Annotated in this window: 19 protein-coding genes; 13 read left to right on the top strand and 6 right to left on the bottom strand. The window is 69.8% G+C overall.

The window, feature by feature from the left end; all coding sequences use genetic code 11:
- The first annotated feature begins 326 nt into the window (after positions 1-326).
- The 4 genes from QL985_RS04860 (at position 327) to QL985_RS04845 (ending at position 4,400) form a co-directional block, all read left to right on the top strand.
- Entirely contained in the window at positions 327-1,550 is a 1,224-nt protein-coding gene (locus QL985_RS04860) for an MFS transporter (protein WP_259906120.1), read from the top strand.
- 129 nt (positions 1,551-1,679) lie between these two features.
- Positions 1,680-1,877: a helix-turn-helix transcriptional regulator gene (locus QL985_RS04855; protein ID WP_019310632.1), complete on the top strand. Its 198-nt coding sequence runs from the start codon at positions 1,680-1,682 to the stop codon at positions 1,875-1,877.
- On the top strand, positions 1,874-3,067 hold the full coding sequence (locus tag QL985_RS04850) for a HipA domain-containing protein (protein WP_259906119.1): 1,194 nt from the start codon (positions 1,874-1,876) through the stop codon (positions 3,065-3,067). The genes QL985_RS04855 and QL985_RS04850 overlap by 4 nt, the downstream gene beginning before the upstream one ends.
- Positions 3,068-3,305: 238 nt before the next feature.
- Positions 3,306-4,400, top strand: coding sequence for an alanine--glyoxylate aminotransferase family protein (locus tag QL985_RS04845; protein ID WP_259906118.1), 1,095 nt, complete (start codon positions 3,306-3,308; stop codon positions 4,398-4,400).
- 87 nt (positions 4,401-4,487) lie between these two features.
- Here QL985_RS04845 and QL985_RS04840 read toward each other — a convergent pair whose 3' ends face one another.
- Complete coding sequence (locus QL985_RS04840; RefSeq protein WP_019310629.1) at positions 4,488-5,042, bottom strand: type 1 glutamine amidotransferase domain-containing protein; 555 nt, start codon at positions 5,040-5,042, stop codon at positions 4,488-4,490.
- A 353-nt stretch (positions 5,043-5,395) separates the two neighbouring features.
- Between QL985_RS04840 and QL985_RS04835 the strand changes: the two genes are divergently transcribed.
- The 4 genes from QL985_RS04835 to QL985_RS04820 are packed head-to-tail and all read left to right on the top strand — an operon-like array spanning position 5,396 to position 9,387.
- Positions 5,396-6,037: an ABC transporter permease gene (locus QL985_RS04835; protein ID WP_019310628.1), complete on the top strand. Its 642-nt coding sequence runs from the start codon at positions 5,396-5,398 to the stop codon at positions 6,035-6,037.
- The gene (locus QL985_RS04830; RefSeq protein WP_100205740.1) at positions 6,030-7,469 is read left to right on the top strand and encodes an ABC transporter ATP-binding protein; all 1,440 of its coding nucleotides are present in this window, start codon (positions 6,030-6,032) and stop codon (positions 7,467-7,469) included. The genes QL985_RS04835 and QL985_RS04830 overlap by 8 nt, the downstream gene beginning before the upstream one ends.
- The gene (locus tag QL985_RS04825) at positions 7,466-8,245 is read left to right on the top strand and encodes an ABC transporter permease (RefSeq protein WP_183085932.1); all 780 of its coding nucleotides are present in this window, start codon (positions 7,466-7,468) and stop codon (positions 8,243-8,245) included. Before QL985_RS04830 ends, QL985_RS04825 begins: the two co-directional genes overlap by 4 nt.
- A complete protein-coding gene (locus QL985_RS04820) occupies positions 8,242-9,387 on the top strand; it encodes a glycine betaine ABC transporter substrate-binding protein (protein ID WP_259906117.1) in 1,146 nt (381 codons plus the stop codon). The genes QL985_RS04825 and QL985_RS04820 overlap by 4 nt, the downstream gene beginning before the upstream one ends.
- Before the next feature lie 107 nt (positions 9,388-9,494).
- On the opposite strand, the gene QL985_RS04815 is transcribed toward QL985_RS04820, so the two are convergent.
- Entirely contained in the window at positions 9,495-10,451 is a 957-nt protein-coding gene (locus tag QL985_RS04815; RefSeq protein WP_019310624.1) for a hypothetical protein, read from the bottom strand.
- A gap of 9 nt (positions 10,452-10,460) precedes the next feature.
- Positions 10,461-11,090: a TetR/AcrR family transcriptional regulator gene (locus tag QL985_RS04810; RefSeq protein ID WP_039100963.1), complete on the bottom strand. Its 630-nt coding sequence runs from the start codon at positions 11,088-11,090 to the stop codon at positions 10,461-10,463.
- 210 nt (positions 11,091-11,300) lie between these two features.
- Between QL985_RS04810 and QL985_RS04805 the strand changes: the two genes are divergently transcribed.
- The 3 genes from QL985_RS04805 (at position 11,301) to QL985_RS04795 (ending at position 15,108) form a co-directional block, all read left to right on the top strand.
- Positions 11,301-13,235, top strand: coding sequence for a primary-amine oxidase (locus QL985_RS04805; protein ID WP_019310622.1), 1,935 nt, complete (start codon positions 11,301-11,303; stop codon positions 13,233-13,235).
- A 218-nt stretch (positions 13,236-13,453) separates the two neighbouring features.
- On the top strand, positions 13,454-14,188 hold the full coding sequence (locus QL985_RS04800) for a type IV toxin-antitoxin system AbiEi family antitoxin domain-containing protein (RefSeq protein ID WP_019310621.1): 735 nt from the start codon (positions 13,454-13,456) through the stop codon (positions 14,186-14,188).
- Between the two features lie 80 nt (positions 14,189-14,268).
- Positions 14,269-15,108, top strand: coding sequence for a nucleotidyl transferase AbiEii/AbiGii toxin family protein (locus QL985_RS04795; RefSeq protein ID WP_223110546.1), 840 nt, complete (start codon positions 14,269-14,271; stop codon positions 15,106-15,108).
- A 26-nt stretch (positions 15,109-15,134) separates the two neighbouring features.
- Here the strand turns inward: QL985_RS04795 and QL985_RS04790 are convergent, their stop codons facing one another.
- Both QL985_RS04790 and QL985_RS04785 read right to left on the bottom strand, forming a co-directional pair.
- Positions 15,135-15,986, bottom strand: a complete 852-nt coding sequence (locus tag QL985_RS04790) for a class I SAM-dependent methyltransferase (RefSeq protein WP_019310619.1) — start codon at positions 15,984-15,986, stop codon at positions 15,135-15,137.
- 88 nt (positions 15,987-16,074) lie between these two features.
- Complete coding sequence (locus QL985_RS04785) at positions 16,075-16,281, bottom strand: hypothetical protein (protein WP_124109525.1); 207 nt, start codon at positions 16,279-16,281, stop codon at positions 16,075-16,077.
- Between the two features lie 284 nt (positions 16,282-16,565).
- Between QL985_RS04785 and QL985_RS04780 the strand changes: the two genes are divergently transcribed.
- The gene (locus QL985_RS04780; RefSeq protein WP_029603403.1) at positions 16,566-16,946 is read left to right on the top strand and encodes a VOC family protein; all 381 of its coding nucleotides are present in this window, start codon (positions 16,566-16,568) and stop codon (positions 16,944-16,946) included.
- A gap of 74 nt (positions 16,947-17,020) precedes the next feature.
- On the opposite strand, the gene QL985_RS04775 is transcribed toward QL985_RS04780, so the two are convergent.
- Complete coding sequence (locus QL985_RS04775; protein ID WP_019310616.1) at positions 17,021-17,977, bottom strand: transcriptional regulator; 957 nt, start codon at positions 17,975-17,977, stop codon at positions 17,021-17,023.
- A gap of 94 nt (positions 17,978-18,071) precedes the next feature.
- Here QL985_RS04775 and QL985_RS04770 point away from each other — a divergent pair, with 94 nt between their 5' ends.
- The gene (locus QL985_RS04770; RefSeq protein WP_019310615.1) at positions 18,072-18,629 is read left to right on the top strand and encodes a DUF664 domain-containing protein; all 558 of its coding nucleotides are present in this window, start codon (positions 18,072-18,074) and stop codon (positions 18,627-18,629) included.
- Positions 18,630-18,661 lie beyond the last annotated feature (32 nt).

Raw genomic sequence — 18,661 nt, 5'->3', positions numbered from 1 at the left:
TCCGGTTCACACCAACATCGCGAGCAGCCACTGTGATGCTGCCATCCCCACGTTCCAGCGCCTGGAAAAACGCCACCTTCAACTCATCTGACAACACGATCCCCGCAACTCCCTGAAATTCAGGGTGTTGCGGGGATCGCTAGAACCCACCACGGGAGGGTGCGGGCGCCGTCGTGCTCGGGGGCCGTGCGGGCGACGCCGCACGGTCGCCTCCTTGACCCGGGCGGCGTCGTCCGGGCGTAGCCTGGCGGGGGCCGCGCGGAGCACGGACGTCCACGTGGTGCCCGGGGCAGAGGATCGTCGGCGAGCAGAAGGTGGCTTCGAGCATGGGATCGTCGCGCACAGCGTGGGAGGGCTACGAGAAGGGCAGCTCGGGGTACCGGCGGATCCTCGTGGCGCTGCTGTGCGCGGGGGTGGCCACGTTCGCGCAGCTGTACTCCGTGCAGGGCGTGCTCCCCATCCTCGCCGAGGACCTCCACGTGGACGCCGCCCAGTCGGCACTCGCCGTCTCCGCCGCCACCATGGGCCTGGCGGTGGGTGTGATCCCGTGGTCCCTGGTCTCCGACCGGTGGGGGCGACGTCGCACGATGGTCGCCGCGGTGAGCGCGGCCACGGTGCTCGGTGTGCTCGTGGGGCTCATGCCCACGTTCGAGTCCCTCGTGGCCCTGCGCTTCGTGGAGGGCGTGGCCCTGGGTGGCATCCCGGCGGTGGCCATGGCCTACCTCGCGGAGGAGGTCAGCTCGCGCCACGGAGCAGCGGCGGCGGGCACCTACATCTCCGGAACGAGCCTCGGCGGGCTCTCCGGCAGGATCGTGGCCGCACCCCTCGCGGACTTCTTCGGCTGGCGCGTGGGCACGTCGGTGGTTGCCCTGATCGCGGCGGCCGCCGCCGTCGTCTTCATCCTGCTCGCCCCACGGCAGCGCGGTTTCACGGCCCAACCCGTCAAGATCACGGGCGAGCACGGACTGCTGGACCACCTGTGGACCAACCTCAAGGACCCCCGCCTGCTGACCCTCTACCTGCAGGGCTTCCTGCTCATGGGTGGGTTCGTGGCCGTCTACAACTACATCGGCTTCCACCTGGGCGAGGCCCCGTACAACGTGCCGCAGAGCGTGATCTCGGTGCTGTTCCTGGCCTACCTCTCCGGCACGTGGTCCTCCGCCCGGGCCGGGGGCCTCGCGGGGCGATTCGGTCGGAAGCCCGTGCTGCTCGACTCCGCCCTGGTGATGCTCGGCGGACTGCTGCTCACCGCCGTGCCGTGGCTGCCGGTGGTCGTGGCGGGGCTGCTCGTGTTCACGGCCGGGTTCTTCGCGGCGCACTCCGTGGCCAACGGGTGGGTCCCCGCCCTCGCCACGGAGGGTCGGGCGCAGGCGTCCTCGCTGTACACGCTGTTCTACTACGGGGGATCGTCGGTGCTCGGCTACGCGGTGGGCGTCCCCTTCACCGCCGCGGGGTGGAACGGCGCGGTGCTGTGCATCCTGGGGCTCATCGTGGCGGCCGTGGTTCTCGCGCTGAGCTTCCTGCCCAGAGCGGCAGCATCCTGCCGATAATCCGCCTTGGGTGAGTTCGACGACGCCGTGGAGCCCAGAAAGGCAACATCTTGCCGGTTCTCGGGGTTCGGCGGCACAATGAGGTTTTATGAACCGATATCGGCAATTTCTTGCCGGAGGGAGAGACTGATGCAGGGGATCGTGGAACCGGGCGAGGCCATCCGGCGGGCACGCCGGGAGGCGGGTCTCACCCAGAAAGACCTCGCGGACCTCTCGGGCGTCTCCGAGAGGACGGTGCGCGCCATCGAGACGGGACGGGGCAACCCCACGGTGGCCGCCCTCGTCGCCACCGCCGGCGTGCTTGGTCTGCGGGTGAGCGTGGCATGACGGCGGACGTGCAGCGCCTGCGCTCGGTCGCCGCAGCGGATGTCTACAAGGCCGGACGGCTGGCGGCACGACTGGAACGGGGTGACGCCGCGAGCACCGTGTTCACCTACGACGAGCAGTACCGCTCGCTGGGAGGCCCTCCGGTGGCGACGACGCTGCCCGTTCTGGACACTCCCGTGACCACGGCATCGGGCGGGGTGCCCTCGTTCTTCGCGGGTCTGCTGCCGGAGGGTCACCGTCTGACCGTCCTGCGCAACGCGATCAAGACGAGTCCTGACGACGAGCTCTCCCTGCTCATGGCCGTGGGGGCCGATGCCCCGGGGGACGTCCAGGTGGTTCCCGCGGGAACCCCTCCGGCCGAGCCCGACCCACTGGTCGACACGGCTCACCTGCAGGACGTCGACTTCTCACGACTCGCCACCGCTCTGGACCTCCACGCCCTGCCGGGGGTCCAGGAGAAGGCCAGCGCGTCGATGCTCACCGCCCCCGTGGCCGCGGCGGAGAAACGCTACATCCTCAAACTGGATCCCCCGGACCACCCCCATCTCGTCGCCAACGAGGCACTGCACCTCACCGCCGCGAGGCACCTCAGGATCCCGGTGGCCCCGGCGCAGACCGTGGTGGACCGTCATGGCGTTGCCGGGCTGATGGTGGAGCGGTTCGACCGGACATTCCGCGACGGCAGCTGGTCCCGCATCGCCGCGGAGGACGCGTGCCAGGTCATCGGGCTGGCTCCGGCGGCGAAGTACACCCTCACCTCGGAGGAGGTGGTGCGCTCGCTCGCGGATACGACGGCGGCTCCCCTGGTGGCCACCAGGAACCTCTACCTCCAGTTCGTGTTCTCGTGGCTGACCGGCAACGGCGATCTCCACGCGAAGAACGTCTCGGTGCTTGCGGGCACCGGCGGACGGTTCGAGGTGGCCCCCGTCTACGACGTGCCCTGCACGCTCCTCTACGACGACAGGACGCAGGCGCTGCCCGTGGACGGGCGGGTAGAGAACCTTCGGGCGCGTCACTGGGCCGCCTTCGCCCGTGCCATCGGGCTGCCGGAGCGCGCGGCCCACTCGGCGAACGCGCTGGCGCTGAAAGCCGCGAGCACCGTCGACCTCGAGGCCCTGCCGTTCCACGGGTCCCCCCTGCGATTCGCGGAACGGGAGCTGCGCCAGCGGCGGGCCGAGCTGGCCGGCTGAGCCCCGCGGCGTCGTCGGGCGGAAAGCACGGCACGAGAGCGCCGGGGTGAAGCGGTTCGACCGCAGAAGCGCGAGCGAGTGGCCGGGGCGGGAAACGGCCGGTCATCGCGTGGGCTGTGATCTGGCTCTACTCTGGAGGTGGCCCCGCACACCACAGCGCGCCGCCGTCCGCCGGTTCTCCCGCGGACACCGCCTCGCGAGAACTCGAGCGAGGCCGGCGCAGTCAGGAGACCCTTCCATGAGCGAGATCATGACCGTCCGCCACCTGTTCGGTCCCGGCCCCACCAACCCGTACCCGGAGGCCACCGAGGCGCTCGCGCGCCCGCTGCTGGGCCACCTGGACCCGCAGTTCCTCGCGGTCATGGACAGCGCGTGCGACGGGCTGCGGAAGGTGTGGGGCACCGAGAACCGCCGCACCCTGCCGCTGTCCGCCACCGGCTCCGCGGGCATGGAGGCGGCATTTGTGAACTTCGTGAACCCGGGGGACCCCGTGGTGATCGCGGTCAACGGCCTGTTCGGGGAGCGCATGTGCGACGTCGCCGCCCGCTGCGGTGCCGAGGTGACCCGTGTGGACTTCCCGTTCGGCGAGCCCGTGGATCCTGAGAAGGTGGCCGCGGCGCACCCGTCCCCGAAGATCATCGCGGCGGTGCACGCGGAGACCTCCACGGGTGTCCGCTCGGACATCGCCGCCCTCGGCGCGCTCAAGGGTGACGCCCTGCTCCTCGTGGACGCCGTGACGTCCATCGGCGGGATCGAGCTGAAGGCGGACGAGTGGGGCATCGACATCGGCTACGCGGGCACCCAGAAGTGCCTGGGCGTGGCCCCCGGCCTGGCGCCGTTCACGGTGTCGGACCGGGCGTGGGAGCGCCGCGTGGACAAGCCCCGCTCGTGGTACCTGGACCTCGGGATGCTGGGCGGCTACGTGGGGGAGGCCTCCGGGGCCACCCGCACCTACCACCACACCGCGCCGGTCGCGATGGTCGCCTCCCTGGAGGCCGGTCTGCGCCGCGTGCTGGCCGAAGGTCTCGACGCCGTCCGCGAGCGTCACGAGGCCGCGGGCCGTGCGCTGCAGGACGGGTTGCAGGAGATGGGCCTGGAGCTCTTCGCCCGTGAGGGCCACCGCCTGCCGGAGCTGACCACCGTAAAGGTCCCGGAGGGCGTGGACTCCGCCGCGGTCCGCAAGGAGCTGCTGGAGACCTACAACATCGAGATCGGCCCCGGCGTGAAGGAGTACGCGAGCACCGTGTGGCGCATCGGGCTCATGGGCCCGAACGCGTCCCTGGAGTCTGTGACCCTGATCCTGGGTGCGCTGAGGAACGTGCTGGGCCGCTGACCCTCGCAACCACCTGACCCACGCGAACGGCGGGCCCCACCGGGAAGGTGGAGCCCGCCGTCGTCGTGCGGTGTGAAGGGGCGCGGATCAGGCGGTGAGCTGGTCCTCGATGGCGCCCACGAACGCGTCCAGGTCACCGGGGTTGCGGGAGGTGATGAGCGTCCAGCCGTTGGCGGGGCACACCTTCACCTGCTCGTCCACCCAGCTGCCGCCGGCGTTGACGATGTCCGTCTTGACCGACTGGTAGGAGGTCAGGGTCTTGCCGTCCACCAGGCCGGACTCCACGAGCAGCCACGGGCCGTGGCAGATGGAGGCCACCGGGCGCCCGGAGGAGGCGAAGGCCTTGGCGATCTTCTGCGCGTCCTCGTCCAGGCGCAAGGAGTCCGCGCTCAGGGTGCCGCCGGGCAGCAGCAGGAGGTCGTACGCGGCATCGTCCACGGAGGAGATGGTCGCGTCCACGGGGAAGGTCTCGCCGAGGTCCCAGTCGCCCACGAGGGACTTCACCTCGCCGGACTCGGGGGCGGCCACCGTGACCTCCGCGCCGTCGGCGCGCAGCTTGTCGGCGGGCACCTTCAGCTCGTCCTGCTCCACGCCCTGGTTGTTCACGAGGAGGAGGATCTTCTTTCCGGACAGGTCAGACATTGCTAAGGGTCCTTTCTATCGGGTGATGACTTCTACTGTGGCACCGCGCTCCCGAAGCCTGCAAGATCGTGGCGGCGGGTTCCGCTGACAGCGGGACGCGCACGACGCCGCTCGGCTCGGCCCCGGTGCGGAGGCGCGGGGGCACGGTGGCTCGGAGAACCACGCTGGAGTCGCGCCGGGTGCGGGCCGAACCCGCGGGGTGCGGCGCGGCGTGGTCCCGAAAGATGCGAATGCACCTACGATCGAAGAGCGAGAGACGGCTCCTGCCGGCACCGAGCCGGCAGTCCGCGGCGGGGCCACGGCCCGCTGCGTCGAACGCCGGTTCCGCGCCGATCCGAGGAGCCGGTACACCCATGTGGGACTTCATCACCCAGAGACGCGAGGAGATCCTCTTCGCGTCCTGGCAGCACTTCAGCCTGGTGGTCCAGTGCCTGGTGCTGGCCACGGTGCTGGCGGTGGTCATCGCCGCGCTGGTCTACCGCAGCTCCACGGCCTCGGGGATCGCCAACGGGGTCTCCGCCGTGGGGCTCACCATCCCGTCCTTCGCGCTCATCGGGCTGCTCATCGCACCGTTCGGCTTCGGCGTCACCCCGGCCGTGATCGTGGTGACGTTCTTCGCCACCCTGCCCATCCTGCGCAACGCCGTGGTGGGACTCAGCGGGATCCCCGGCGCCGTGCGGGAATCCGCGCGCGGGATCGGCATGAGCCAGCTGCGCACCCTGCTCACCGTGGAGATCCCCATGGCCTGGCCGGTGATCATGGCGGGCATCCGGGTCTCCGCGCAGATGGTCATGGGCATTGCCGCCGTGGCCGCCTACACCCTCGGCCCGGGACTGGGCGGATTCATCTTCTCGGGCCTGTCCCGGCTGGGAGGTGCCAATGCCTTCGAGTCGGTCGTCGTGGGCGTGGTGGGTGTGATCGTCCTGGCCGTCATCCTCGACCTGGCGCTCGTGCTCATCGGTCGACTCACCACTCCGCGAGGTATCCGTGTCTGAACAGTCAGCAGCAGCAACCGGCGAGCAGTCCGTGAGCGGTGCCGCCATCCTTCTGCAGCAGGTCACCAAGCGGTACCCGGGCCAGAAGAAGCCCGCGGTGGGTGGTCTCACCCTGGAGATCCCGGCCGGCAGCGTGGTCATGCTCGTGGGCCCCTCCGGGTGCGGCAAAACCACCACGCTGAAGATGATCAACAGGCTCATCGAGCCCTCGAGCGGCAGCATCGTGATCAACGGGGACGACGTCACGGGCATGGACGGTGACAAGCTGCGCCGCAACATCGGCTACGTCATCCAGGCCGGTGGGCTGTTCCCGCACATGACGGTGGGGGCGAACATCGCCCTGGTCCCCAAGATGCTGAAGTGGGACAGAAAGCGCATCGCGCGCCGCGTGGACGAGCTGCTCGAACTCGTCTCCCTGGACCCGGACACCTACCGGGACCGCTACCCCAAGGAGCTCTCCGGCGGCCAGCAGCAGCGTGTGGGAGTGGCCCGGGCGCTCGCGGCGGACCCGCCCGTGCTGCTCATGGACGAGCCCTTCGGAGCCGTGGACCCCATCACCCGTCAGCGGCTGCAGAACGAGCTGCTCAACATCCAGGCCGAGCTGCAGAAGACCATCGTGTGCGTGACCCACGACTTCGACGAGGCCGTGAAGCTCGGGGACTGGATTGCCGTGTTCGACGAGGGGGCACGGCTCGTGCAGTACGACTCCCCGGAGCGGATCCTGGCCAATCCCGCGGACGACTTCGTGGAGAGCTTCATCGGTTCCGGCGCGGGCCTCAAGCAGCTCACCCTGAGCAGGGTGGGTGAGGTGGAGCTGGCAGACGCCCACGTGGCCGCGGCGGACACCGCACCCGCTGACGTGCTGGCGGGCATGGTGGCCGCGGGAGAGGAGAACGTGGTGCTCACGGATTCCTCCGGACGGCCCGTGCAGTGGTTGTCCCGCCGGCAGGTGGAGCGGTTGCGGACCTTGCCCGCCGCGGCGGACCCCACCCTCCCCCTGGTGACGGCGCAGTCCACGCTCCACGACGCCCTGGATGCGATGCTCATGGGCAGCACGGGCAGTGCGCTCGTGGTGGACCGCCGGGGCCGCCTGGTGGGCCTGGTGACCATCGCGACCATCATGGACGCGATCTCCGCATCCCAGTCCGCGGCCCGAAAGGACTCCGAGAGCCCCGAGGGAGCGAACACGGCGCAGTTCACCGCCTCCACCTCCGAGCCCGCAGCCGCCGGATCTCACGCCGCGGCACCGGGCGAAGCACCCGTCGGGCACGGCAGAGCTCCCGCCGGGGAGGGCGAGGCGACCGCCGAGGGCAGCGACGCGGACCCCTCGGTGAGCGCCACGCCGTCCCCCGGCCACGGAGACCCGGCGCACGGAGGCCCCGCAGGGCCCGAGCAGGGTGCCGCTCCCGAGGTCCGGGGCGGGCGGGCATGAGCGCCACGACTCAGGCCCCCGATGCCGCCCGGGCCGAGGCCGAGACCCTCACGAGCGGGGGCATGCGCGCACTGTGGATCCAGCTGGTCGTGGTGCTCCTGGCGATCGTGGGCCTGTGGTCCTACCTGGCCTTCGGCGACCTGAGCGAGACGGAGCGGACCACTCTGGCCCCGGCAAACCTCTGGGACTACACCGTGGAGCACCTGCAGCTCACGGTGGTGGCCGCGGCCATCGTGCTGGTGATCGCCATCCCGCTGGGCATCCTGCTGAGCCGGCGCCCGTTCCGGCGGCTCTCCGGGCCGGTCATGGTGGTCGCGAACATCGGGCAGGCCGCTCCCGCGATCGGTCTGATCGTGCTGCTGGCCTTCATCGTGGGCTTCGGTTTCACCGCGGCCGTCATCGCCCTGGTGGCCTACGCCGTGCTCCCGGTGCTGCGCAACACCATGGTGGGGCTGCAGCAGGTGGACCAGCGGCTCGTGGAGGCCGGGCGGGGCATGGGCATGAGCGCCGCCGCGGTGCTGTTCCGGGTGGAGCTTCCCCTGGCCGTCCCCGTGATGCTCGCCGGGATCCGCACGGCGCTCGTGCTGCTGGTCGGCACGGCCACGCTGGCCACGTTCATCAACGGCGGCGGGCTGGGCATCCTCATCACCACCGGTGTGAACCTCAACCTGACCAAGGTCCTCGTGGTGGGATCGCTGCTGGTGGCACTGCTCGCCATCGTCGTCGACTGGCTCGGCCGCGTGGTCGAGCACGTGGCCCGACCGAAGGGACTGTGACCATGACGCACGCATCGGAAGTCCACGGCTGCGGGTGGCCGGGCGGCGCGGCGTCGTCGGGCCCGGCCGCTCCCGCCCCGGACGGCGACGACGCCGCGCACCGGAACACCGCGGCCCCGGCGTCCCCCGGTGGGCGGCACCGCTCGCGCCGCCGGGGGCGACGTGCCGCCTCGGGTGTGGCCGCCGTGGCCGGGGTCCTGCTGCTGGCGGGCTGCGGACTGCAGCCGGCCTCGTCCTACGTGCCCGCGGCCGGACCGGGCACCATCCAGCCGATCGAGGGGCTGCCGGAGGACGCGCACCTCAAGGTGGCGGGCAAGAACTTCACGGAGCAGCTCATCCTGGGCAAGATGGCCGTGCTCGCCGCGCAGGCCGCCGGGTTCGAGGTCACGGACCTCACCAACATCCCCGGCAGCCAGCCCACCCGCGAGGTCATGCTCTCCGGGGAGGCGGACATGACCTACGAGTACACGGGCACCGCGTGGATCACCTACCTCAACCACGAGAAGGGGATCGCGGACCAGCAGAAGCAGTACGAGGCGGTGCGGGACGCGGACCTGGAGAACGGGCTCACGTGGGCGGAACCGGCCCCGCTGAACAACACCTACCGGTTCGCGGTGCGCAGCGAGGCCGTGGCGGAGCTGGGTGACATCAAGACGTTCTCGGACGTGGCCGAGCTCCCCGTGAGCGAGCGCACGTTCTGCGTGGAGGCGGAGTTCAACTCCCGCCCGGACGGGCTGAACCCCATGCTGGAGGCGTACGGGCTGGACCGCGGCGCGGCGGACGGGGTGCCGGACGAAAACATCGGGGTCTACGACACCGGCGCCGTCTACACCGCCACGGACGCCGGGGACTGCAACTTCGGCGAGGCCTTCACCACGGACGGACGCATCGACACCCTGGACCTCACGCTGCTGGAGGACGACCGCGGGTTCTTCCCCGCCTACAACGCCGCGCCGGTGTTCAGCACCGAGACCCTGGAGCAGTACCCGGAGCTGGAGGACGTGTTCGCGCAGCTCTCCCCGCTGCTCACGGACGAAACCATGCGCGAGCTCAACGCCCGCGTGGACCAGGGCGGCGAGGAGCCGGGGGACGTGGCCTACGACTGGATGGTGGAGCAGGGGCTCATCACCCCGGCGTCCTGACCCTCCCGGGGTGCGCGTCGCCGACGGCGTACCGGTCCGCCCGGCGCCACGCGGCCGGCCCACCGGGCTGACGTGCCGCAGGAGCGGGCGGGCCGCATCCCGGGCGATCAGCCCGCCTGCTCCTGGATGATCGCGATCTTCTGCCACACCTTCCGCGCCATGTCCGAGGTGAGGGTCTCGATGCCCTCCACCGCATCCAGCACGTCCCCGTCCGTGGTGTCCTCCGCGAACAGCGCCGCAGTCTTGCCCACCAGGGAGAGCATCTCGGTGCAGTAGTCCAGGTACTGCGTCATCTCGGAGCGGGTCATCCACAGTTCTCCGCCGCGCTCATCCGTCGTTGGCGACGATGCCGCGTCGGTCCCGTCCGCAGCCACCGGCGGCACGTCGTCACCGCTCGGACCCGCGCCGCGGCCGTGGGCGTCACCCACCGCCGCCTCCGACGACGCCGCTCCGCCGCCCCGCGCGGAACCGGCACCTGGGCCGCGGGGGTGCGCGGGCGACGTCGTGCCCCCGGCCTCCGGACGGGCGGTCGGCAGGCGCTCGGGGACCTTGACGAGCTGGTGCATGTCGATCACGTGGGCCAGCGAGCGCAGCCGGTGCAGCACGCGCAGCACCCGGGCGCGCTCCATGCGCTGGGGCACGGCCAGCAGGAAGAAGATGGCGATGCCCGCGAAGACGAGGTCGTTGACCACGGTCTCCAGCAGGGGCAGCCAGTCCACGGGGCCCAGGGCGTCGGGGTTGGACCAGAGGCTCGCGGCGGCCAGGGCGATGGCCGTGCCGAAGACCAGCAGCACCACCAGCACGCCGAGCCGCGAGAGCAGCCGGGCCGAGCGGATCCGGCGTCGGCTGATGCCGCCGCCCTCGACCACCTCGTCCACCAGGGCGATCAGCTCACCGCCCACCTCCCACAGGCTGCGGCGGGGGAAGCGCGCGTAGATCCGGCGCTGCAGGGTGGCCGCGGAACCGCGGACGGCGGCGCTGTCAAGGCGCTGGTAGCGGCTGCCGGCCGGAGGGCCGTCGTCGTGGTCGTCGGGGCGCGCGGGAAGCGGGCGAGGGGAACGCATCCCAGCAGGTTACGCGAGCGGGGACGGCGCGCCGGCGTGCTCTGGGCCACGGGCGCGCACGGGAGCGAGTACCCCCTGCAGCTGGGCCTCCAGGAGGTCGGGGGAGGCGATCGGCAGGCCGAGCGCGGCGGTGACCTGGGTGCCCAGGAGGAAGGTCAGCAAGGTATCTCCCCACAGGGTGAGGTCCACGTCCTCCGCGAGCTCCCCGGCGCCGCGGGCCTCGGTCAGCCACCCGGTGACGGACTCGCGCCACTGCGCCATGAACCGCCGGTTGTGCTCCGCCCGCACGGGGTCGTGGGTGGCCTCCTGCCAGAAGGTCATGACCACGCGGGCCTCGTCCAGCCGGTCCGCGTCCAGGGGCATGACCTCGCGGCAGAACACCTCCAGGGCGGCCAGGCCGGAGCGTCCCACCACCGCACGGGTCACGCGCTCGTTGGTGCGCTCGAACACGTGGGTGTAGGTGGCCTCGATGAGATCCGCCTTGGACGCGAAGTACGGCTTGAGGGCGCCGTTCGCGTACCCGGCCTCCGCGGCAACCTGGCGCATGGTCATCCCCGAGGAGCCCTCCCGGGCGAGCACGCGCCGCACGGCGCGCACGATCTCCTGCTGGCGGGCGGTGTGGTCCACCACTCGGGGCATCTGCGGACCTCCTGGGGGTCGGGGGTGCTCGGGTTGCGGGCGACGCCGGTGGCGCGGTGGGGCCGGTGCCCGGGCGGCGTCGTCGGTCGTCAGGGGGTTGTCACGGGGCGGGGGCCGCCCTAGTCTCTACAAGCGTAGAACAAAAGTGATCCGGGACACATTCTGCGGGTCACGGCCCGCCGCGGTGTCGGCGCCACGAAAGGATCCGTCATGTCCCACGAGACCACCAGCCCCTACGCCCTGCAAAGCCTCGAGGAGATCCGGGTGGTGCGCGAGGTCCTGGAAGAGGCCGGGCACTTCCCCGAGACGGCGCGCATGGCGTACCTGGGCCTCGTCGAGCCCGCCCGGGGCACACCCGCGGACGCGCCGGCGGACCGCAGGTTCCGCGTGTTCCTGCTCGACGTCGCCGGGGGACCCGCCAAGGACGTCGTCGTCTCCGCGACCGCCCGCCGCGTGGAGAGCGTGACCGAGCTGGACACCTCCGAGACCGGGGAGCTGCCGGTGCTCGAGGAGGAGTTCGAGATGGTGGAGCAGATCCTCTCCACGGACGAGCGCTGGCTGGCCGCGCTGCAGAAGCGCAACCTGCCCGTGGAGAAGGTGCGGGTGGCGCCGCTGTCCGCCGGGGTGTTCGAGTACCCGGAGGAGAAGGGCCGGCGCATGCTGCGTGGGCTCGCGTTCCTGCAGGAGCACGAGGAGGACTCGGCGTGGGCGCACCCGATCGACGGGCTCGTGGCCTACGTGGACGTGACCAACCAGGCCGTGGACCAGGTGCTGGACCTGGAGGTGGTCCCGGTGCCGCAGGAGCACGGCAACTACACGGATCCCGAGCTCACCGGACCCACGCGCACCACCCAGAAGCCGATCGAGATCACCCAGCCCGAGGGGCCGTCCTTCACCGTGACCGGCGGCAACCACGTGGAGTGGGAGAAGTGGAGCCTGGACGTGGGCTTCGACATGCGCGAGGGGCTCGTGCTGCACAACATCGCGTTCGAGGACCAGGGCCAGAAGCGCCGGATCCTGGACCGCGCCGCCATCGCGGAGATGATGGTGCCCTACGGGGACCCCTCCCCGGTGCGGTCCTGGCAGAACTACTTCGACACCGGCGAGTACCTGGTGGGGCAGTGGGCCAACTCCCTGGAGCTCGGCTGCGACTGCCTGGGTGACATCACCTACCTGTCCCCGGTGGTTGTGACCGGGCGCGGCGAACCGCGGGAGATCACCAACGGCATCTGCATGCACGAGGAGGACTGGTCCATCCTCTCCAAGCACACGGACCTGTGGAGCGGGGTGGCGTACACCCGCCGCAACCGCCGCCTGGTGATCTCCTTCTTCACCACCGTGGGCAACTACGACTACGGCTTCTACTGGTACCTCTACCTGGACGGCACCATCGAGTTCGAGGCCAAGGCCACCGGCGTGGTCTTCACCTCCGCCCTGCCCAACGGCTCCTCGGACTTCGCCTCGGAAATTGCCCCGGGGCTGGGTGCGCCGTTCCACCAGCACCTGTTCTCCGCGCGCCTGGACTTCGCGCTCGACGGCGGGCCCTGCCGCGTGGAGGAGGAGGACGCGGTGCGCGTGCCCATCTCCGACGACAACTCCCGCGGCAACGCGTTCACCCGCAGGCGCACCGTGCTGGAGACGGAGAAGGCCGCCATGCGGGACGCGGACATGTCCCGGGCGCGCACGTGGGTGGTCTCCAGCACCGAGCACACCAACCGGCTGGGCCACCCCGTGGGCTACAAGCTGCACCCGGAGGGGCTGCCCACCATGCTGGCCTCGGAGGACTCCTCGATCCACCGCCGCGCCGCGTTCGCCACCAAGGCCCTGTGGGTCACCCCGTACGAGGAGTCCGAGCGGTACCCCACCGGCGACTTCCCCAACCAGCACGCCGGTAACGGCGGCCTGCCGGAGTGGACCGCCCAGGACCGCTCGGTGGACGGCACGGACATCGTGGTGTGGCACACCTTCGGGCTCACCCACTTCCCGCGCGTGGAGGACTGGCCGATCATGCCCGTGGACACCGTGGGCTTCAAGCTGCGCCCGGAGGGCTTCTTCGACCGCTCCCCGGTGCTGGACGTCCCCGCCCCGAAGAAGGGCCACTGCTGCGAGGGCGAGCAGGAGCAGTCCTCCTGTTGCGAGTCGTAGGACCACCCGCGCCGGCTTTTTCCGGTAGCGCGTGAGCGAGGCGCCCACCCTCCACGGGGTGGGCGCCTCGTCCGTCTCCGGGCGACGACGACGCCGTGCCCGGCCTTCGCGGGGCGGGGCACGGCGCCGTCGTGGGAACGTCGCGAATTGGGTGACCGGGGCAGCTGCAGTGGTCAAAAGTGCTTCACTTGTATCTCTAAACAGATACAATTGCAGGTATGAAGCTCCTTGAGGTGGTGTCGCAGGTGTCGCAGCTGGCGGCACGCCAGTGGGGGTTGCTCACCACCGCACAGGCAGCGAGCGAGGGCATCAGTCGGCTGCACCTGGGCCGCCTTGCAGCCGCCGGTGTCATCGAGCGGCTCGACAGGGGCATCTACGGCATCCCGGCGGCGGTGGATGAAAGGACTCCGATGCGGGTTGCGTGGCTGTCGCTCGATGCCGGGCGGTTCGCCGAAGAACGACTGGTGGATCCCGTTGCCTCCGGGGTGCTGTCGCACACCTCGGCGGCGGCACTGCACGGGATGGGAGATCTCCTGGATGACGAGCCGGAACTCTCGGTTCCCGGCAGGAAGCAGAGCAGGCGGGGCATCCGACTGCATCGCGCCGCGCTCGCCGCCGATGACGTGACCCTTGTCAGTGGTCTGCCGGTGACCACACCAGCTCGAACCGTCGCAGACCTCCTGCGCGACGGGCACGAACCCTCCCATGTTGCCGACATCGTCGGCGAGGCGGTGAGGAGGGATCTCGCCACGCCTCACGAGTTGGAGGTGGCGCTGGAACCGCTGGCCCGGAGGAACGGCCAGACGAGCGGGGCCGCACTGCTCGGTGACCTGCTCGACGGGGCAGGTCTGAACTTCGAGTGGGCGCTGCTCTCGAGCGCTGCACCTGCAATGAGCGAGATCAATAGGTATTCGTTGCCCCCGGGCGCTGACTCGACCGGCATCTCGCAATGACGGAAATGACGGAGGGGTTTCCCTATCGGGATGGCAATGCACTCTGGGCTGCAGCCAGAGCCCATGCCAAGACGGAGTCCATGACCTCTGGGGTTCCGGTTGAGGCCGTCATCAGACGGTTCGTCGTCGATCGTTTTCTCGCCCGGGTGTTCGTTTCGCCCTCTGCGAGGTGGGTGCTCGAAGGAGGCAACGCCGTGCTCGTTCGGGTGCATGATGCGCGCACGACCAAGGACGTCGACCTCCTGGCGGAATTGGCTGACCCTGAGGATGCCGTATCGGCGCTGCGGGCGGCAGTCGCCATTGATCTGGGTGACCATTTCCGATTCGCCGTGACCGGGGTCCGCGCAGCGTCCGGGGGTGTTCTGCAACCGGGCATCGCCGGCTGCAAGGTATCGCTCGACGCCTACTGTGGTGTGACGCGGCGCCACAGTTTCAGCGTGGATGTGGTGACAGGTTCCCTGATGACTGCCTCGCCAGAGGTCCGTACCCGTCCAGGTCTCGTTCCCGCCGTCCCGCCAACCCGTGTCAGTCTCTACCCCGTGGTCGACCACATCGCTGACAAGCTCTGCGCTACGCAGAGCATGTACGGCTCCGCCGGGGACCAGTCTTCGACCCGAGTGCGAGATCTGGTCGACCTGGTAGTGCTCGCACGGACCCAGCACGTCAACGGCATTGAACTCTCACAAGCCATTGCGGCCGAATGGGAACACCGCGGACTCTCCGGAGCACCGTTCTTCGCCCCACCGAAATCGTGGGACCGCCTGTATCCGCCCGTAGCGAGGCGTGTTCCAGCGTGTGGGGACTTCCTCACCTTCGATGCCGCTGTTGAGCTCACCACCGCGTTCCTCGATCCGGTGCTTGATGGCTCTGCCGAGGACTGTCTGTGGTCCCCGGAGAGACTTGCCTGGGAGAGGGAGTGAGTCCCGTCGGCGGGGGCTGAGGTCAATTAAGCCTTTCCCTGATGGGCTGCAAGGTTGGGGCGCGCAATGAGCTCGCCGTGGGGCATGCAGAACCAGGCGTCGGGGGACCGGCCCCAGTCCTGCCAGGCCACGGCGATCTGCTCGACCTCGGCGAGGGAGAGACCCTGCTCTCGCGCCCGGACGGCGAAACCGGAGGTGCGGACGCGTTCGGCCTGGGAGCCGCCCCACCAGCGGGTCGTCTCGGGGGTCGCGTAGGTCCACGTAGAGGACTGGGCGGTCTCGACGTCGAGCCCCGCCTCGTTTGCCCAGGCCCGGAGCCGCCGCCCGGCATCCGGTTCGCCGCCCAGAGCCCGGGAGCTCGCGCAGTACGTCTCCCGCCACCGGTCGAGGCCCGCGTTCTCGGGGTACCAGACCATGACCCCGTAGTCGGCGTCGCGGCATGCGATGATCCCGTCCTCGGCGCAGTAGCCCGCCATCGCGTCCAGTGCCGCCACCGGGTCGGGAACGTGCTGGAGCACCTGGTGGGCGTGGACCACGTCGAACGAACCGGGCTCGACGTCCACGGTGAAGAAGTCCGAGGCGAGGAACGTGGCGGTCGTGTCCGCCCGCGTCCGCGCGTTCTCACGTGCCGCGGCGACGGCCTCCTCGGAGAAATCCACGCCGACCACCTCCCCGGCGGGGCCCACGATTTCCGCCAGGTCCAGGGTGATCGAGCCGGGGCCGCACCCCAGGTCGAGAACCCGCATCCCGGGACGCAGCCGGTCGAGGAAATAGGCGCAGCTGTTCGCTGCCGTCCGGGTGCCGTGGGAGGCGAGGACCGCAGGCTGGTGGCCGTGGCTGTAGCGAGGGGTTGCTCCCGAGCTGGGCGAGGTGGTCATGAGGGCACCGTAAGGCGCGGGCAAAGCTCAGGAAAAGACAGGATCACCTGGTGAGACGAGCCCGTGGTGGCGCTGGAGTCCGGGGTCGTCACTTGGCCTGGGGACTGCTCCTCACGAAGATGATGAGGAGCACCGCGATGGCGATCGTGGAGTACGAGTAGAACAGGCCGGACGTGGTCCCCGCCGAGAGCTTCAGAGTGATGGCCACGATGCTGGCCAGAATCGCCAAGGCGGCTCCGATGTAGACGAACATTTTGACCCCGTACTGCACCCTGGCGGTCTTCTTCTCGGTCATGACCATTCCCTCCCCCTGGTGCCCCGGCGGGGCGGTTCCTTTCCGCTGATCCTGGCGGAGGAGGACGGCTGCCGCAAGACACAGTTCCGGTGGAATCGCCAGCTTCCCCGGGGGAAGCAGGGCAGACGGGGACTGTCGCACGGCCAGGTAGCAGCAAACCCGGCTTGCCCAGCGGATCAGCACCATCACAACGGACCACGGGACAACCTGAGAGTTTTCATCAGTGAGATCCACCGTTGACACAGTGGACTGCCGTTGTCGGTGACATCTTCTACCGTCAGTGCATGACTACTCGTGTGGCGCCCCTCGCGTCGATCTCCATCGACTGCCCCAGCCCCGACGACCTTGCCCCCTTCTACAAGAGCCTGCTCGGACTCGAGGAAGCCTTCGCCACCCCTGACCGGGGTGTCATCTGCCTGAGCGGAGCAGGCCCCATGCTGACGCTGATGCGGGTGAACGAGTACGAACCGCCGACATGGCCGCAGGGGCCTCAGTTCCAACAGATGCACCTGGACCTCGCGGCTGACGACCTTGACGCCGATGTGGCGGCGGCCCTCAAGATCGGGGCCCGCGAAGCCGATTTCCAGCCTTTCCCCGAACAGTGGAGGGTCATGCTCGATCCGGTCGGGCACCTCTTCTGCCTGAGTGCTGTCCGTCCTGATTGACCTGGAGTTCAAACGGAGGACTCCGAACCATCGGTCTCTCATGGCCTGCGGCGATCGGCCCTGGCCGGGACTCCTCAGCGTGTGCTGCGCGCCAGGTCCGAAATGCGGGCCATAGCCTCTCGGAACGGGTCTGCTCCTGGACCGTCGAGAACTGTCAGGGGAGTTTTGAGATCGCGACTGATCCACAGCATGTGCCAGGCGAGGTCGTCCCAGTCGGGTGCACCCACCAGGAACCGGCAGCCGTGGGGAGTGGATTCGAGGTCGGCCCGGTAGGGCGCCGGGACCCGGGCACGGACCTTCTCCACGTCGATTCCCATTGCCACACGGACACGACAGGGGTAGCGGTGGGGGAGATCCTGCTGGAACTCCGGTGGAGGTGTCTCCCGTGGGTCGAAGCGCCAGGTGGTGCTGCGGAGGTCGGTCATCCGGTCCAGACGGAACACCCGCCAGTCGTCCCGGCCGCGGTCGAAACCTTGCAGGTACCAGTGCTCGCCCTGCGTCAGGAGACGCGCCGGCTCCACTTCCCGTGCGCTCGTCTCACCCGTGGCCTTGCAGTAGTCGAAACGTACCAGCGCGCGGTCGCGCTGCGACGTGGCGAGCCGTTGCAGAACTGCGAGGTCCACGGGTGGGCGGTTGCCCGGGATGGCGCGGGTGGCCCGGTCGACGGCCGAGGCGAGGGCGCGCAGTCTTGGGGGCAAAACCTGGTCGAGCTTCGTCAGCGCACGCAGTGCTGCTTCTCCCACCTCGTCAGCTCCCGAGAGCGCGCCCATCCGGAGGCAGGCAACCAGCGCGATGGCTTCGTCGTCGTCGAGCAGCAGAGGAGGAAGGCGGCGCCCGGCACCCATGCGGTACCCGCCGTCCAACCCCCGCGCGGCCTCCACCGGATAGCCCAGCTGCCGCAATCTGGTGACGTCCCGGCGCACGGTGCGCTCCGTGACGTCCATGCGGGCGGCGAGCTCGTGCGCCTGCCAGGTGGTGCGCGCTTCCAGCAGCCCGAGCAGGCGCAGGACGCGCTGAGTGGTGTCGGCCATGTCTGCATTCTCTCGGACACAGCGGACTGGAGCTGTCCGCATGCCCAGGTGTCATGTTCCTGACAGCACCCGCTGACCTTGAGAGGACATCACCGTGTACCTGCCCCAGATCGACGACGAACGCACCACTCTCTGCAAATACCTGGACGTTCAGCTCGATGCGATTCGCGCGAGTTCCTACGGGCTCGACGATGCCCAGGCACGCTGCGCTCCCCTGCGCAGCGCTTTGAGCATCAGCGGGATCACCAAACACATCATCTTCTGCATGAAGCAGTCACTCTCCGGAGCTGGACACCACGAGCACGACCAGCCGTTCGAGGCGTTCTTCGCGAGCTTCACAGCGTCGGATGATGAGGACATCGCGACGCTGCTGGAGACCTTCGACGCGGTCCGCGGCCAGTACATGGAGATGTGCCGTGAAGGGGATCTCGAAGCAGAACTGCCCGTGGGCCCCATGCCCTGGGTGGGCATGGACGAAGCCCGCCCGGCGAAACTGCGGTACCTCTACGTGCACCACGTGGAGGAGTTCGCCCGGCACGCGGGACACGCCGACATCATCCGTGAGGAGATCGACGGCGCCCAGGCCGCTGAACTGCTCGCGGCGGTCGAAGGACGACCCGCGAACGACTTCGTGACCCCCTGGAAAGTCTGACAGCGCCGTCGTCCCGAACGCCCGGACCTGGA

The sequence above is a fragment of the Kocuria sp. APC 4018 genome (assembly GCF_030407675.1).
GTDB lineage: Bacteria > Actinomycetota > Actinomycetes > Actinomycetales > Micrococcaceae > Kocuria > Kocuria rhizophila.
This window is presented reverse-complemented; position numbering and strand designations above follow the sequence as displayed.

Bases quoted from the DNA above. Each gene is read 5' to 3' on its own strand.
- QL985_RS04860 (WP_259906120.1), top strand. From the start codon at position 327: ATGGGATCGTCGCGCACAGCGTGGGAGGGCTACGAGAAGGGCAGCTCG.
- QL985_RS04855 (WP_019310632.1), top strand. From the start codon at position 1,680: ATGCAGGGGATCGTGGAACCGGGCGAGGCCATCCGGCGGGCACGCCGG.
- QL985_RS04850 (WP_259906119.1), top strand. From the start codon at position 1,874: ATGACGGCGGACGTGCAGCGCCTGCGCTCGGTCGCCGCAGCGGATGTC.
- QL985_RS04845 (WP_259906118.1), top strand. From the start codon at position 3,306: ATGAGCGAGATCATGACCGTCCGCCACCTGTTCGGTCCCGGCCCCACC.
- QL985_RS04840 (WP_019310629.1), bottom strand. From the start codon at position 5,042: ATGTCTGACCTGTCCGGAAAGAAGATCCTCCTCCTCGTGAACAACCAG.
- QL985_RS04835 (WP_019310628.1), top strand. From the start codon at position 5,396: ATGTGGGACTTCATCACCCAGAGACGCGAGGAGATCCTCTTCGCGTCC.
- QL985_RS04825 (WP_183085932.1), top strand. From the start codon at position 7,466: ATGAGCGCCACGACTCAGGCCCCCGATGCCGCCCGGGCCGAGGCCGAG.
- QL985_RS04815 (WP_019310624.1), bottom strand. From the start codon at position 10,451: ATGCGTTCCCCTCGCCCGCTTCCCGCGCGCCCCGACGACCACGACGAC.
- QL985_RS04810 (WP_039100963.1), bottom strand. From the start codon at position 11,090: ATGCCCCGAGTGGTGGACCACACCGCCCGCCAGCAGGAGATCGTGCGC.
- QL985_RS04805 (WP_019310622.1), top strand. From the start codon at position 11,301: ATGTCCCACGAGACCACCAGCCCCTACGCCCTGCAAAGCCTCGAGGAG.
- QL985_RS04800 (WP_019310621.1), top strand. From the start codon at position 13,454: ATGAAGCTCCTTGAGGTGGTGTCGCAGGTGTCGCAGCTGGCGGCACGC.
- QL985_RS04795 (WP_223110546.1), top strand. From the start codon at position 14,269: ATGACCTCTGGGGTTCCGGTTGAGGCCGTCATCAGACGGTTCGTCGTC.
- QL985_RS04790 (WP_019310619.1), bottom strand. From the start codon at position 15,986: ATGACCACCTCGCCCAGCTCGGGAGCAACCCCTCGCTACAGCCACGGC.
- QL985_RS04785 (WP_124109525.1), bottom strand. From the start codon at position 16,281: ATGACCGAGAAGAAGACCGCCAGGGTGCAGTACGGGGTCAAAATGTTC.
- QL985_RS04780 (WP_029603403.1), top strand. From the start codon at position 16,566: ATGACTACTCGTGTGGCGCCCCTCGCGTCGATCTCCATCGACTGCCCC.
- QL985_RS04775 (WP_019310616.1), bottom strand. From the start codon at position 17,977: ATGGCCGACACCACTCAGCGCGTCCTGCGCCTGCTCGGGCTGCTGGAA.